Origin of the sequence: Vitreoscilla filiformis, assembly GCF_002222655.1 — a bacterium.
Classification (GTDB): domain Bacteria; phylum Pseudomonadota; class Gammaproteobacteria; order Burkholderiales; family Burkholderiaceae_C; genus Ideonella; species Ideonella filiformis.
Window position 1 is genome coordinate 3,368,186 of sequence record NZ_CP022423.1, and the last position, 14,449, is coordinate 3,382,634.

At 64.9% G+C, this 14,449-nt stretch carries 16 protein-coding genes; 6 read left to right on the forward strand and 10 right to left on the reverse strand.

Features of this window, described 5'->3' with window-relative positions; translation table 11 throughout:
- Nucleotides 1–56: 56 nt before the first annotated feature.
- Genes gspK through gspG form a run of 5 tightly spaced genes read right to left on the reverse strand, consistent with a single transcriptional unit; the run spans nucleotide 57 to nucleotide 3,028 of the window.
- Complete coding sequence (gene gspK / locus VITFI_RS15805) at nucleotides 57–1,061, reverse strand: type II secretion system minor pseudopilin GspK (RefSeq protein WP_089417802.1); 1,005 nt, start codon at nucleotides 1,059–1,061, stop codon at nucleotides 57–59.
- Nucleotides 1,058–1,747, reverse strand: a complete 690-nt coding sequence (locus tag VITFI_RS15810; protein ID WP_089417803.1) for a PulJ/GspJ family protein — start codon at nucleotides 1,745–1,747, stop codon at nucleotides 1,058–1,060. Before VITFI_RS15810 ends, gspK begins: the two co-directional genes overlap by 4 nt.
- A complete protein-coding gene (gene gspI, locus VITFI_RS15815; RefSeq protein WP_198301530.1) occupies nucleotides 1,744–2,112 on the reverse strand; it encodes a type II secretion system minor pseudopilin GspI in 369 nt (122 codons plus the stop codon). Before gspI ends, VITFI_RS15810 begins: the two co-directional genes overlap by 4 nt.
- The gene (locus VITFI_RS15820) at nucleotides 2,109–2,582 is read right to left on the reverse strand and encodes a pilus assembly FimT family protein (protein WP_232476721.1); all 474 of its coding nucleotides are present in this window, start codon (nucleotides 2,580–2,582) and stop codon (nucleotides 2,109–2,111) included. The genes gspI and VITFI_RS15820 overlap by 4 nt, the downstream gene beginning before the upstream one ends.
- Entirely contained in the window at nucleotides 2,579–3,028 is a 450-nt protein-coding gene (gene gspG, locus VITFI_RS15825; RefSeq protein ID WP_089417805.1) for a type II secretion system major pseudopilin GspG, read from the reverse strand. The genes VITFI_RS15820 and gspG overlap by 4 nt, the downstream gene beginning before the upstream one ends.
- A gap of 72 nt (nucleotides 3,029–3,100) precedes the next feature.
- Between gspG and VITFI_RS15830 the strand changes: the two genes are divergently transcribed.
- The gene (locus VITFI_RS15830) at nucleotides 3,101–3,700 is read left to right on the forward strand and encodes a type II secretion system protein N (protein WP_157725725.1); all 600 of its coding nucleotides are present in this window, start codon (nucleotides 3,101–3,103) and stop codon (nucleotides 3,698–3,700) included.
- Here VITFI_RS15830 and VITFI_RS15835 read toward each other — a convergent pair.
- Nucleotides 3,643–4,683: an integron integrase gene (locus VITFI_RS15835; RefSeq protein WP_408645590.1), complete on the reverse strand. Its 1,041-nt coding sequence runs from the start codon at nucleotides 4,681–4,683 to the stop codon at nucleotides 3,643–3,645. The two genes, VITFI_RS15830 and VITFI_RS15835, sit on opposite strands and share 58 nt — an antisense overlap.
- Nucleotides 4,684–4,761: 78 nt before the next feature.
- Between VITFI_RS15835 and VITFI_RS15840 the strand changes: the two genes are divergently transcribed.
- Together VITFI_RS15840 and fusA are read left to right on the forward strand one after the other, a co-directional pair.
- The gene (locus VITFI_RS15840; protein ID WP_089417808.1) at nucleotides 4,762–5,271 is read left to right on the forward strand and encodes a hypothetical protein; all 510 of its coding nucleotides are present in this window, start codon (nucleotides 4,762–4,764) and stop codon (nucleotides 5,269–5,271) included.
- A gap of 78 nt (nucleotides 5,272–5,349) precedes the next feature.
- Nucleotides 5,350–7,413: an elongation factor G gene (gene fusA / locus VITFI_RS15845; RefSeq protein WP_089417809.1), complete on the forward strand. Its 2,064-nt coding sequence runs from the start codon at nucleotides 5,350–5,352 to the stop codon at nucleotides 7,411–7,413.
- 24 nt (nucleotides 7,414–7,437) lie between these two features.
- Here fusA and VITFI_RS15850 read toward each other — a convergent pair whose 3' ends face one another.
- From VITFI_RS15850 to VITFI_RS15865, 4 genes are read right to left on the reverse strand one after another with little or no spacing between them, the layout of a single operon-like run.
- Nucleotides 7,438–7,758, reverse strand: coding sequence for a DUF3325 family protein (locus VITFI_RS15850; protein ID WP_089417810.1), 321 nt, complete (start codon nucleotides 7,756–7,758; stop codon nucleotides 7,438–7,440).
- Nucleotides 7,751–9,457, reverse strand: coding sequence for a PepSY-associated TM helix domain-containing protein (locus tag VITFI_RS15855; RefSeq protein WP_089417811.1), 1,707 nt, complete (start codon nucleotides 9,455–9,457; stop codon nucleotides 7,751–7,753). The genes VITFI_RS15850 and VITFI_RS15855 overlap by 8 nt, the downstream gene beginning before the upstream one ends.
- A 12-nt stretch (nucleotides 9,458–9,469) precedes the next feature.
- A complete protein-coding gene (locus VITFI_RS15860) occupies nucleotides 9,470–9,772 on the reverse strand; it encodes a hypothetical protein (RefSeq protein ID WP_089417812.1) in 303 nt (100 codons plus the stop codon).
- 7 nt (nucleotides 9,773–9,779) lie between these two features.
- On the reverse strand, nucleotides 9,780–11,912 hold the full coding sequence (locus VITFI_RS15865; protein ID WP_198301532.1) for a TonB-dependent siderophore receptor: 2,133 nt from the start codon (nucleotides 11,910–11,912) through the stop codon (nucleotides 9,780–9,782).
- A 459-nt stretch (nucleotides 11,913–12,371) separates the two neighbouring features.
- On the opposite strand from VITFI_RS15865, the gene fur reads away from it, so the two are divergent.
- The 3 genes from fur to VITFI_RS15880 all read left to right on the forward strand — a co-directional run bounded on the left by fur (nucleotide 12,372) and on the right by VITFI_RS15880 (nucleotide 14,435).
- On the forward strand, nucleotides 12,372–12,854 hold the full coding sequence (gene fur, locus VITFI_RS15870) for a ferric iron uptake transcriptional regulator (protein WP_089417814.1): 483 nt from the start codon (nucleotides 12,372–12,374) through the stop codon (nucleotides 12,852–12,854).
- 88 nt (nucleotides 12,855–12,942) lie between these two features.
- The gene (locus VITFI_RS15875; protein ID WP_198301533.1) at nucleotides 12,943–13,653 is read left to right on the forward strand and encodes an energy transducer TonB; all 711 of its coding nucleotides are present in this window, start codon (nucleotides 12,943–12,945) and stop codon (nucleotides 13,651–13,653) included.
- Nucleotides 13,654–13,709: 56 nt separating this feature from the next.
- Nucleotides 13,710–14,435 carry a MotA/TolQ/ExbB proton channel family protein gene (locus VITFI_RS15880; RefSeq protein ID WP_198301534.1) on the forward strand — a complete coding sequence of 242 codons (726 nt, stop codon included), beginning with the start codon at nucleotides 13,710–13,712 and terminating at the stop codon, nucleotides 14,433–14,435.
- Nucleotides 14,436–14,449: the final 14 nt, after the last annotated feature.

Genomic DNA, 14,449 nt, shown 5'->3' on the forward strand with positions numbered 1-14,449 from the left:
CGCCGGGACAGGCACGGCGGAACGGGGCGGTATTCTGGCGCAGACACGTGCCGTCTTTATGGCGCAGCAGGCAGTGCCTCGCGCCACAGAACTCGCAGTTCACCACCTTCCCGCCGAACCAGGGTCAGTTCGCGCCAGACCAGCCCCTCATAACGCAGTTGAGCCATCACTTCGAAGTAGAGCGTTGACACCCCCAAATCGCCCTCCGGTTTGTACTTGGCGGGCCAGAATTCCTGTGCGTCCTCCACACGTTCGAACCCCTTGCGCAACGACAAACGCTGTTGCACCAACCGTTGCGCCGAAGCTCGATCCATCCCCGGCACCACGGCTGCCAACACCTCCGCTGAGGCAGTGTTGATGTTGAGCGGTGTCGGGCGGGGCAGCAACGTCACCAACGCACCGAGTTTCTCCAGCGCCGCCGGCTCCAAACCCAACCAGCTCATTTGAGCCCAGCGGCGGGGGCGCAGCGGCACCGCTGCGTCGTCCGTGGCAGATGCGCCACCGCTCTCCCCCCACGATTGTTCCCCCGCCTGCGCCGCCTGTAACAACTGCGCCACCCGCGTTCCCGTGCCGCTGGGCAGCCCGGCGCTGTCGCACAGCCGATCCAAGATGGCTTGCTGGGCCTGGCGCTGCTCCCCCGAACTGGCCAGCAGGTTGCGCAGGTTGTAGCGGGCTTGTGCGTCGCGAATGTTGCCCGAGAGAAAAGCCTCCAGGGTCGTTTCCTCGGTCAAAGCCGCGTTGTTGTCTCGGTCGGCTGCCAAAAACGCGGACAGCGACGTTTCCTCCAAACCCTGGGCCCAAATTTCGGTCAAGGTGTCGGTGTCCCCCGACGTGCGCGCATCGTTTTTGAGCAGTTGCAAGGCCCAATCGGTCGCCCCCGCCAGCAACCAGCGGCCTTGCTGGCGCAGGCGCACCGCCGATTCGACCTCGAACGCCTGCCATTGCTGCCATACCATGCCCGCCGCCAAGGTGCTCACCAAGGTGACGATGAGCATGGCCAACAGCAAAGCCACCCCCTGCTGACGCCCACGGGGCGGTGCGGCACATCGCCTGAACGTCATGGCGCCGCCTGCACCTGCACGTCGCGCAGCAAGGTGCCTTGCGGCAAGGTCAGCACCAGCCGGATGCCTTGCGGCAGGGTGTCGTCGATGTCGCCGTCGTCGGCCGTGTCGATCGGTTCTTCCTGCGTCCCGCCCGGAGGCTCAACATGGGCCACAGGCGGCACCTCCGGCGAGCGGTTGGCGCTGGATTGGGCGTTGCTCCACGCATTGTCCTGATGGCGCCGGTAAAAAATTTGCCACTGACTCACCTCATCCAGCACCCGCACCGCCCCGGCTTGCAGCGTTGCCCACTGCTGGGCCTGGCGCCAAGCTTCCTGCAAACCCTGCACCGTCGTCAGGGCCTCGGACGACCAGCGGTACAAACCGCCCTGTTGCACCGTCCAGACCACCACGCGCAGCCCCTCCGGCGTCTGGCGCGTTAAGCGCAGCGCTGCGCCATCAAAACGCATCGGACGCCCGACACGGGTGGCCTGGAGTTGCTGCACATCCCGCTCCCACTGCTCGATCACCGCCACCAGCCGCAGGTGGCGTTCGGCGTGGGCTTGGGTCACTTCGCGCACCTTGAACAAGCCATCAATGCCACGCCACGCCAGCGTGGCCAGAATCGACATGATGAACAGCGCCACCAACACCTCGATCAGCGTGAACCCCCGCCCCCGCTGCCCTCGCACCGAACACCCGCTCATGGCCGCCCCAACACAGCCGACACGCTGACCACCGGCGCTTGCTCCGCATCCAGCACACGGACATCCACGCGCCGAAAACTGGGGTTGGGCGTCGATTGCACGTTCAGTTGCACGGTATAGGCTTGACCCAATTGTTCACACCCTTGCTCACTTCGCCCGATGCCGGGCAGTTGCTGGGCGAAGCGCAGCCCCACCAAGGTGTTGTCCGCGCACCATTGGGCCAAGGTGACGTCGGCGAAGCGATCGCCGTTGCGCAGCACGGTCTCTGCGGCCCGGCTGCCAGCGGCCAGCGTGATGGCCACGATGGCCAGCGCCACCAGCACCTCAATCAAGGTGAACCCTCGCGGGGGGGATGAACGCATCATGGCGCTGCCGGCACGGCCTCGTCGGTACTGACCACGAACGGCCCCCACCCATCGGTGACCAGCACCCGCTGTTGCGACGCCAAGGTCAGCACCACGCGCTGGGCCCCGATCATGGGTTCAGGCCCGAGGCTCAACACCCCCAACGGGTTCAACACCTGCGCTCGGGTGTGCTCGTCCAGCCAGCGGTTCGGCCATGCCCGCGCCGAGGGCAGGCCGATGAACTCAAAACCAGGTGCATCGGCCAGCGGACGCCAGCGCAACGGCGCCCCCAAAGCCCGAGAGTGCGCTCGGGCCCCTTCCAGCAACGCCGCCAGCCGCGCTGCTTCCTCCTCCAGCCGCTGGGACGACCGATCACGCAGAGCCAGGCTCACCATGCCCACGGCCACCGCCAAGATCGCCATCACCAACAGCAGCTCCAGCAAGGTAAAACCGCAACGGCGTACCTGGGCTGGGGCGCGACCCGCCGTCACTGCCAAGAGCCAATGTCAGCGTCTGCGCCTTCGCCACCGGCTTGGCCATCGGCGCCAAAGCTGAACACGTCGATCTCCCCTTGCACGCCCGGGTTGGCGTACTGGTAGGGGCGCCCCCAGGGATCGTTGGGCAGTTTTTCGACGTACACCTTCCAATTGGCGGGGATCGTGCCCACCGCCGGTTTGCGCACCAGGGCTTCCAAGCCTTGCTCGGCGCTGGGGTAACGCTGGTTGTCCAATTTGTAGAGCTTGAGGGCCTGCATCAAACTGGAGATGTCACTGCGGGCGGCGGTGACGCGGGCGTCATCGGCACGCCCCAACACCCCCGGCACCACCAGCGCCGCCAAGACCCCGATGATGACCACCACCACCATGATCTCGATCAGGGTGAAACCCGCCTGACGGCGTACACGCGAACGCAAATCACGGGAAAGCAAAGAATTCATGGCAGATGCACAAAGAAAAATGCAGAAAGGCAATGGTTGGGAACCGACGCAAGCTGACCATCATAATCTCGCATGATCACGCGATGGTTAACCCCTCTGGTCTGGATGCTCGTGGCCGGTTGCTCGGCTTTCTGGGGGCTCCAGTTGTTCGCCCGACCGGTGACGGCACCGCCGGATGCGCGTGTCCCAGCGCTGCCCACGGTTCCACTCAACGATGGCACCAAGGTGCTGGGAGACAGCGTAAAAGAAGCCTCCGAGGAAGATTCGACCCCTGCGGCGGAGAGTGACCGCTTTGAACTGCTGGGCATCATCGCCCAGCCTGCACGCGGGGACGCACGCAGCGGCCTGGCTTTGATGCGCGTCGACAGCGGCCTGGCCCGCACTTGGCACACCGGGGAGACCGTGACCGAGGGGTGGGTGTTGCAGGCCATTCACAAGCGCAGCGTGGTGCTGCGCCAAGCTGAAGCAGAAGAAACGCTCGAAATCGCCTTGCCCGACCCGAGCAACACCCCCAGCACCGCCACGGCCAACCAGGCGGGGCGGCGCTCGCCACCGCGCATCATCGGAACGACACCGCCCACGCAAACGGGAGGCCGGCCCAACATGCCTCCCCGTCAACGGACAGAAACCCCACCCGCCGAAGAGGACAACGCCGAAGACGAGGATGGTTGAAGGCCGGTCAGCATGTCCAATGGACTGCGCACCCCACCCCCACCGACCTTGAGGACGTGGGTGTAAATCATGGTGGTGCTCACGTCGCTGTGGCCGAGCAGCTCCTGCACGGTGCGAATGTCGTAGCCCGATTGCAGCAAGTGGGTGGCAAACGAGTGCCGCAATGTGTGGGGTGATGCCGCCTTGGCGATTTGCGCACGCGCCACGGCTTGTTTGAAGGCCCGTTGAAACGCGTTGTCCACCAAGTGATGGCGCTGCACCGCCCCTGTGCGCGGATCGACGCTGCGTTGCGCCTGGGGAAACACCCAAAACCAACTCCAGCTCTGCGCCGCCCGGGCGTATTTGCGCGCCAAGGCAGGCGGCATCTGCACCCCAGCCCGACCTTCGGCCTGATCTTGCGTCCAAAGCGCATGGCCGCGCTGGAGTTGCTGGCGCAGCTCACGAATCAACGCCGCCGGCAGCATCACCGCTCGGTCTTTGCCGCCCTTGCCTTCACGCACGATCACCGTCATGCGCTCGAAGTCCAAATCCTTGACGCGCAGGCGCAAGCCCTCCATCAAACGCATACCGGTGCCGTAGAGCAGCCGGGCCAACAAGGCGTGTTCACCTTCGAGCTGAGCCAACACCGCCTGCACTTCTTGCACACCCAGCACGACCGGCAAACGCGGCGAGGCACGCGGGCGGTGAATCTCCTGCATCCAAGGCAAATCTTGCCCCAACACCTTGCTGTACAAAAACAGCAGCGCCGACAGCGCCTGCCGGTGCGTCGAGGCCGACACCTGCCCCGCATGGCTGATGTGGGACAAAAACGCCTCCACCTCAGGGCCGCCCATGTGTGCCGGATGCTTCAACCCGTGAAAGCGCACAAACGCCACGATCCAGCGCACATAAGCTTCTTCAGTGCGCAAGCTGTAGTGCAAGTAGCGCAAGCACGCCCGCACCCGATCCAGCAAACGCTCGGGTGACGCTGGCGGCGCGCTCATCCTCTGCTTTGATGTTTCCATGCTCCCTGTCTTTCCATACAGTGATCGATCTCTGAACATTGATGGCCAGGAGTCCCCATGCCGGATCAACCCGACCCCACCGATTCCCCCTCCCCCGCCCCGTTCCCCTGGCCAGGCCAAGCGTGGGTGAGCCCCCGCCGACACCAGCTCTGGCGCGGGCCTGTGCGCAAAAAAATCGCGCCTCACCAACCGGGGGCGGGCCGCTGGGCAGAACGCTTTGGCGCCTACCTGGTGTGCGTGCGGTACCGCGATGACTTGGACACCCAACGCCGCGTCGTCACCGTTGAACTGATGGTGGACGAGCGCCCCTTGCCAACCCCCCCGGCACCGCCGCCTGCACCAGCTGCACCTCCTGCGCCAGCTCCATCGGAACATCCAGCCGCATCGGTCGGTGTTCGCATCGAAGGGTGGGAGCTGAACCAGCGCCGGCAAGCCAAACAAGCCGGCGCCCGCTGGCACCCCAACCTGGGCCTGTGGCTCATGACCCGCGCCCAAGCCGAAGCCGCTGGACTGAGCGATCGCATCACCCCCCTACCTACAGCGTCTGACCTGCCGCAAACACCCTGACAAGCTCGCTTGTAGTGCCCGAGCCGCAGGCGTACCGTGACCCGTGATGCGTTTTGTCATCTGAACAGAGGAAACCGTATGCCTGCCGACACCATCGCCTCAGCCGCAAGCTCAGAACTGCTCGCCATCCGAACACTGGCCCTGGTGGGCCCGTCGGGGGCGGGCAAAACCTCTCTGGCCGAAGCCCTGTTATGCAAAAGCGGGGCCCTCACGGCACCGGGCAGCTTGGAGCGTGGCACCACCGTCAGCGATTGGGACGCGCTGGAGCGCCGCGCCCAGCACTCGCTGCAAACCTCGGTGATGCACATCTCGCACGAAGGCTGCCGCATCCACCTGCTGGATGCCCCCGGCGCCCCTGAGTTCAGCGGCCAAGCCCTGCCCGCACTGGAAGCGGTGGACACCGCCGCCATCGTCATCAACGCCACGGTGGGCGTGGAACCGGCAGCGGTGCGCATGATGGCGCACGCCGCAGCGCGGCACCTGGATCGCCTCATCATCGTCAACAAAATTGACGCACCGGGGGTGAACCTGCCGGCGCTGCTCGCACAAATCCGCGCCACGTTTGGCAGCGAATGCCTGCCGCTGAACCTGCCAGCCCACCACGCCAGCCGCGTGCAAGACTGCTTCTACACCCGCGAAGGCGAAACCGATTTTTCCTCGGTGGCCGAAGCCCACCGCGCCTTGGTGGAACAGGTGGTCGAAGTCGATGGCGAGTTCGTCGAGCGTTACCTGAACGATGGCGATGTGGACGTCTGCGAACTGCACGCCCCGCTGGAAGAAGCGTTGCGCCAAGGGCACCTCATTCCCGTGTGTTTTACGTCAGCACGCAGCGGCGCGGGGGTGTATGAGTTGCTGGACATCATCACCCGCCTGCTGCCCAACCCCACCGAAGGCAACCCACCGGATTTTCTGCGCGGCGAAGGCGCTGCCGCCGAACCGCTGCACACCACGCCCGACCCGGCTGCGCATGTGGTGGCACACGTTTTCAAGGTGATGAACGACCCGTTCATCGGCAAACTGGGTGTGATGCGGGTGCATCAAGGCACCGTCACCGCCAACGGCTCCTTGTTTGTGGGGGACGGGCGCAAGCCGTTCAAGGTCGGCCATTTGTTCATGCTGCAAGGCAAGGAACATGTGGAAGTGGAGCGGGCGTTGCCGGGGGACATCTGCGCCGTCGCCAAAGTCGATGTGCTGCACTTTGACGCCGTGCTGCACGACGCCGCCGAAGACGCCCACCTCCACTTGGCACCGCTGGATTTGCCGGTACCCGTGCATGGCCTGGCCCTCACGCCCAAGCGCCACGGCGACGAACAGCGCCTGTGGGAACTGCTGCAACGCCTGGTGGACGAAGACCCGTGCCTGAAGCTGGAGCAAGTGGCGCAAACGAATCAAACCGTGGTGTGGGGCCTGGGTGAGCTGCACCTGCGCATCCTGCTGGAGCGTCTGCGCGAGCAATACAAGTTCGAGGTGGACACGGCACCGCCGCGCATCGCCTACCGCGAAACCATCACCGCGCCGGCGGAAGGCCACCACCGCCACAAGAAACAAAGCGGCGGCGCCGGTCAGTTCGGCGAGGTGTTCCTGCGCATTGCCCCGTTGGAGCGCGGCGCGGGCGTGCGGTTTGTGGACGCGGTCAAGGGCGGCACCATCCCCGGCCAGTTCATGGCGGCGGTGGAAAAGGGCGTGCGCGAAGGGCTGGCCACCGGCATCATCTCCGGCCATCCCGTGGTGGATGTGGAAGTGACGGTGTACGACGGCAAGCACCACAGCGTCGATAGCAAGGACATCGCCTTCGCCACCGCCGGGCGCAAAGCGGTGATCGCGGCGGTGCTGGAGGCACGGCCCATCGTGCTGGAGCCGATCGTCAGCGTGGAGATCAGCGCGCCTGAAGTGGCAACGGGAGACATCACTGGCGATTTGTCCTCACGCCGGGGCCAAGTGGTGGGCACCGAGGCGCAATTGGCCGGGCAAATGCTCATCAAAGCCCTGGCACCGCTGGCCGAGCTGGTGAGCTACCAAAACCGGCTCAACGCCCTGACCGCCGGGCAGGGACGCTTCACACTGGTGATGTCACACCATGAGCCCGTGCCGCCGCAGGTGCAACAGCAGCTCATGAGCGGGCATCGGCTGGCGGAAGATTGACGCCTCTTGAGGCTGGGCATCACCTCACCTGGCCTCATCCGCCTGCGCCGAGCCTGAGCGGGGCGCTGCCCCGGCCAACCCCAACGCCGTACACAGCGCCCCCAGACTCAGCAACATCACCCACACCAGCACCGCCATCGATGGCCGATCCGCCTTCAGGCAAGCCAACAGCGCCAGCAGCAAAACCAATGCCCCCAGCCCACGCAGCATGCGCCGAATGCCCGTGGCCGACGGGGCCGGACGGCGCATCACCTGGCCCCAATGCACCTCCATCGCCAAGGCCAGCGCGCCCATGCCAGCCAGCGCCAGCACCGCAGCCGCAGTCAACCAAAACGCTTCAGGCATGGAGACCCCCCGCCGCTTCACGGCCCTCGCCAGCGCTTGTTGCACGCCGTTGGTGCTCGTGCCGCGTCAGCTTGCGGGCGGCTCCCATCGCGATGCCCGCCGTCAGCAGCAAACTCACATCCACCCCGGCCACCGGCCAATAGGTTTCGATGAACACCGTTTGCAACAGGTGATCCCCCGTGGTCACGGCATTGAGCATCACCGCCGCGACGCACAAACCCGCCACCGCCCGGCACTGCTCACGCCAAGCCGGGTTCATGCCGCCACGGGCCACCGGGCCACTGCGCCACAACGCATGCAGCAGCGCCAAGGCCCAGAACCCCCAGAAAGCATGCTTTTCCCAGTCGCTTTTGCCCACCAGATCAGCCGGTAACACGCGGTTGGCCACCAACAAACCCACCGCCGCGATCACCATGCCAGTGACCGTGCTCACCGCCAGCGCATCCACCAGGCGGCAGCCCTGACCGCCCGCTTGGGCGTGCGCGGCCTTGCGTTTCTCCACAAAAAACACAAAACCGGTGGCGATGCACACACAGCCTAGCAGCCCGCCGAGCACGTAAAGCCAGCGCAGCATCCAGTGTTCGAAATGCTGAAGGTGCAAACCGGTGAGGAATTCATGCACGTCGGCCACCGCTGAACGGGGCGGATCCTCGCGCAGCACCTCGCCGGTGCTGGCCCTGAAATGAAGGCCCTCGCCCACCAACGCCACCCGGTCGCTGCCAGCGCGGTAGATGCTGACGTAGCTGTTGGCATCGCCCACGTGATGCACCATCAGGAAACCCACCTCGCCTGCCATGTCGCGGGCGGCCCAGCGGCGTTTGGCTTCGGCCACCATCGCGTCCACCGAGGCCAGGGGGGCGGCCACACCAGCGGCCTGGTGGGGCAGGCCGGTGGCCCGCGCCTCCATCACCTCGTGCTGATCGTGCAGGCCCTTGAGCTGGAATTGCGAAACCGGCAGAAAGTAGGTGGCACCGAAGATCACCAAACCCGTGAACGCAAAAAAGAAGTGGAACGGCAGCGCCACCACCCCGCTCAGGTTGTGCAAATCCAGCACGCTGCGCTGGCTGTGCTTCTGCGGACGAAAGGTGAAAAACTCGCGGAAGATCTTGCGGTGGATCACCACACCGCTGACCAGCGCCGCCAGCATCACCACCGCCGCCAGGCCCACCAGGAAGATGCCCACGTTCTGCCACGGCCAGTTCAGGCTGTAGTGCATCGGGTAAAACCACTCGCTGCCGATCTTGAGCTGATCGGCCCGCACGAACGCACCGCTGCGCGGGTCGAGGGTGGCGTCGCCGTGGATGTGGTTGTGGCCATCCGGATCCTTGGCCAGCGGCACTTTGAAGCCGACCCCCATGCGCAGCACCGGGTCGCGGTGGGTGGTGTAGGCCCAGTACTCGTCGGCGGGCAGGTGCAGGCGCGGCGTCATCGGGCCTTGCGCGGGGTCGTGCAACGCGGCCATGTGGGCGGCGTAGTCGGCCTCGCCGGGTTCCATTTTGCGGAAGGCGGGCAGCAACATCCGATCGAACGAGGGCATGGGCTGCGGGTCGAAGCGGGTCTGCGGAATCGCCCAGCGGTCGATCTCGCGATCAAACACCGACAGCGTCCCAAAGAAAAACACCACGATCAGCACAAAACCCAGCACCAGCCCGAACCAGGTGTGCAGCCAGGCCATGGACTGGCGGAGGTTGGGAAACATGGCGTGCTCCTTTCAAGCCAGCAAAGCGCGCTGGATCGCCCAGGCTGCGCCAAACAGCAGCAGCGCGCCGCCACTCAACCCCACCCAAACCCACCCGATGCGCCGCACCGCAAAGCACCCCAGCAGCACACCGGGGAACAGCAACAGGGCGAGCATCGACATGCCCATCTCGGCCTCGTGGTAGTCCATCCCCAGGGCGACCAGCGTGGCCACCCCGGCTGCCGTCAAACCCCAGGTGAAGGCGTAGCTGCCCAAAATGCCCGCCGTCACCCGGGCGGTGATTTCGGGCCAACGCAACGATGAAGGGTGGCGCATGGTTCGATCAGAACTTGTATTCGAGCGACAGCGCCGCCGTTCGCGGTGCGCCATAAATGGCGCCATACGTCACCGATCGGATGTACTTCTTATCGAACAGGTTCTTGACATTCAGCCGCAGGACGGCCTTGTCGGTCAGCGCATAAGCCCCAAAAGCGTCCACCAGCATGTAAGCCTCTTGGTGCGCACCAGCCACCTTCGACACGTCGGACTGCCAGCGCACCCCCGCCCCCACCCGCAACGCGGGCAGGGTGGCCACACGGGTATCGGCGAGCAGCTTCAGGGTGCGGCGGGGAATCCACTCGTAGATGCCGCTGCCGTCGGGCCCGGTCAGTTTCATGGCGGTGAAACCCACGGAAAGGTGGGTGTCGGCCCCCACGCGACCGCTGGCCTCGATCTCGAAACCACGGGTTTTCACGTCCTTGGGCGCGTAGTAGTTCTGCTGGGCCACCGTGTCGAAGCCGGCCACCGTGGCCAGACCCCGCTGTTCGGCGCTGAACAGCGCGAGCGTGGTCAGCAGCTTGCGATCCAGCCACTCGGCTTTGACGCCCACCTCGGCGTTGACGCCTTGCATGGGTTGGAGGGTGGCACCGTGGATGTCCACCTGATCTTGCGCTTGGAAGATGTCGGAGTACGAGGCGTAGGCCAGCGCGTTCGGCGCCAGATCGTAGGTCAAGCCGACGTAGGGGCTGACCTTCTGGGTGGTCTCGCTGTTGAGTTGAACACCGCTGCCGTAGATGGCCGTACCGTCGCGCACCAGCCGGATGGCGTTGGCCCCCACGATGCCCTTGAGCCGATCGCTCAACTGCAAACGGCCCGCCACATACAAGCGGGTCAGGCCCTGTTCACCGTCCGACGCCACGGTTTTGGCCCCCCAGACGGGTTCCGGAAACACGTCCCCCGCGTACGGAAACGCCGGCAGCACCGGGAAGGTGGCGCCCGCATACGTTTCGGTTTTGGCTTTTTGCTTCGAATGGCTCAGCCCGAAGACCACGTCATGCTCGCGCCCAAACGCCTGGAAGCGCCCGGTCAGATTGACGTCCAGGATGTCGCTGCTGGAGGTGCTGTCGCTGCGGTAGGGCCAGCCATACAAGCCGGTGTTGTCATCGTTGAGGGTGCCGGAGGGGCTGTAGGCATAAAAGAGTTTGGTGGCGCCTTCGCCCACGGTGCGGTTATAGGTAAGTTTGGCTTCCCAGTTGGGGGTCAGCGCGTGGACATACTCCACGAACCCGCTGAACATGCGGTTGTTCCAGCGCGTCCAGTCCTGCGATGTCGAAGCCGACACATCAAACTCCGCCAACGAGCCATCGGCATAGGGCAAGGTGAGGGAGCCCCACATCGGGGAGCGCTGCTTGGCGTCTTGGTACGTGAACCCCAGGGTCAAGATGCCCTCTTGGCTCACCTGGCCTTCGACGATGCCGGAAATGGCCGTGCGCTTGTTGCCAAGGGCGCGCAGGTGGGAGTCCTTGTCGTCCAGCGCCACCACCACCCGGCCCGCCCACAGGCCATCTTCGGACAGCACTTGGTTGTAATCCAGCGCCATGCGTTTGTGGCCATAGGAGCCCACGGTGAGCACGGCCTCGCCGCCGTTTTGGTTGGTGGGACGCTTGCGCACATAGTTGATCGTGCCCGAAGCGTTGCCAACCCCCGTGAGCAGACCGTTGGCCCCCCGGATCAGCTCGATTTTTTCGAACAAGTAGGTGTCGAGTTGCCCTTCGGCGATGCCCCAGTCATTGGTCATGCCCAGCCCGTCGATCTGGGTCAGCATGACGTCAAAACCACGGGCGCTGTAGGAGGTGCGGTTGGTTTCCCACTCGTCCACCGTGAGGCCGGTGCCGTACTGCAACGCCTCGTTGCTGTCGGTGGCGGCGAAGTCGCGCAGGGTTTGCGCGTCGAGGGTGCTGATCGACTGCGGCGTTTCCTTGATTTCCATGCGCAAATTCGTGGCGCCTTTGGAGACACGCTGCTCACGCTTGGCCTTGACCACCACCCGATCGAGGGCTGTCGGCGAGGGGGACGCCGACACCGCCGAGGGTTCGGCGGTCTGGGCCTGCGCCAAACCCATCACGGCCAGGGTGGCCAGCGCACAGGCGCTGCGGGTGAATCGAGGAACGCGGGGTCGGGAGGGTTGAGTTTTCATCGATCAAACATCCAAAAAACGGGGCCGACTGAGTTCTTCAGGACGAGGTTTCTGAACCCCGGGCCAACCGCCAGGTGAACCGGGTGGGAGAACCATCCGGTTCGCAACACGGACAGGTTGGCCGCAGCCGCGCACCCACACCGTTCGGATGCCCGGGCCGCCCAACGCCATCCACCAACGGCGATTCGGGCGCCCGCGCACCGCCAGAACCCCGTACGCGGCGCGGCGTTCGCACCGAGCGCATCAGTGCGCCCCTTCCACATGCGTCACCGGTTGTGACATGCGAGCCTCCAGACATCTTGCAGCATCACAACAATCATAACAAGAATTGTTCTTATTACGATTGAAAGACAACTTGCCCCGCAAGGAGGTCAAGCGGTTGCGCTTTTTTGATCATCAACACAAATGTGAATCATTCCTATCTAAGATGTTCACGTTGTGCGACTTTCTTCCACCGTCATGCCTCAGCGCCCGCCTTCTCCCAACATCAACGAGCTCAAAACCAGCGGCCTCAAAGTCACGCTGCCTCGGCTGAAAATCCTGCGGCTGTTTCATGAGTCTCCCCAGCGCCACCTCAGCGCTGAAGACGTGTTGCGTCTGCTGATGGCCCAAGACGCCGACATCGGTTTGGCCACGGTCTACCGCGTGCTCAACCAGTTTGAGCAAGCCGGGCTGCTGCTGCGCAATCAGTTCGACACCGACAAGTCCGTCTACGAGCTCAACCACGGCGAGCACCACGACCATTTGGTGTGCGTGCATTGCGGCCGTGTCGAGGAATTCCACGACCCGCAACTCGAAGCCCTGCAACTGCACGTGGCCCACACCCGTGGTTTCGAGCTGCGCACCCACACGCTGGCGCTGTACGGGGTCTGCCAATCGCCCGACTGTCGTGCTCGCCAAGTCCATCTGCCCATGCCTGGGCCAGGGCTTTTGTCAGACTAAAACAACAATCAAACACGATTCATTCTCATTTGCTATATCATCCATTCACACTTCGTCACATCCTGACATCTCCAAGTTGTGTTGCCGCATGAGTTCCTTGTCCGCCCCCGTTGCCATCTCCGCATCGTCTGCGCTGCACGCTGACCGGGTGGAGGACATCGGCCCGCACGCCCGGCGCTGGCTGAGTGTGGGCATGCTGTTCGCCCACGTGGCCGCCGGCTGGGGGTTGATGCAAATCGAAGGCGTGCGCCAAGCCGTCACCGAAACAGCGCCGATGATGGTGAGCTGGATCGCCCCGCCCGAGCCGCTGCCGCCGGCCCCACCACCGCCTCCGGCCAAGCCCCGCGTCGCACCGCCCAAACCGGCGCCAGTGATCGCCGCTGCGCCGACGCCTGCGCCCCAACCCGTCCCCACCTTCACCGCCCCGGCCCCGCCGACCGTCGCCACCCCGGTGGCGGCAACCGAAGCGCCGCCTGCGCCTCCGGCTCCACCAGCCCCCGCACCGCCTGCCGCGCCCAAACTCGTGCCCGCCAGCGCCCTGCGTTACGTGACCTTGCCTCAGCAGGTTTACCCCCTGGCCTCGCGCCGCTTGGGTGAAGCCGGCACGGTGATGGTGCGGGTGGTGGTGGATGTGCGTGGGTTGCCACGTCAAGTCGGGTTGCACCAATCGTCTGGGTTTGCTCGGCTCGATGAACAAGCCCTGACCGCCATGCGCGCCGCCCGCTTCCAGCCCTGCACCGACAACGGGCACGCCATCGAATGCATGGCCATCGCCCCACTGGCCTACGAGCTGGACTGAGCGCCCTCCCCGTCTCGCTGTTTTTCGCTTTTTTGTTCTTGCCGTCAGGAGTCCTCATGGAAACCACCGCCGTGGTCACGCAAGCCGCTGCCCAAACCCAGGGTTTTGCCCATTTCATCCAGCAAAGCGACGCCGTGGGCAAGACGCTGTTCGTGTTGTTGGTGCTGATGTCGGTGGCCTCGTGGGCCATCATCGTCACCAAGGGGCTGGCGCAGTGGCTGCGCCATCGTCGGGCGGGGGCGTTCTTGCAGCAGTTTTGGAACGCCAGCACGCTCGATCAAGTGCAAGCCGAAATCAGCACCCACGGGGCACGCGATCCGTTCTCGCACCTCTCGGCCCATGCGCTGCACGCCCAAGCCCATCACGCCCGCCACGGCACCGCCCGCCTGGCCGAAGCCGGCAGCGCCAGCGACTACATCACCCGCACCCTGAAAAAAGTGCTGGATGAGGAAACCACACGGCTGGAATCCGGCTTGACCGCCTTGGCCACGGTCGGCGCGACGGCCCCATTTGTCGGCCTGTTCGGCACGGTGTGGGGGGTGTATCACGCGCTGCTGGCCATCGGCATGAGCGGTGCGGGCACGCTGGACAAGGTCGCCGGCCCCGTGGGCGAAGCGCTCATCATGACGGGCATCGGCCTGGCCGTGGCGATCCCGGCGGTGGTGGCCTACAACGCTTTTACGCGCAGCAACCGCGTGCTGTCTGGCCGATTGGATGCGTTTGCCTTCGAGCTGCACAGCCTGCTGACCCTGGGCCAAGCCCCCAGCGCCAAAACCGCTTGAGCTGAGAAGGATCG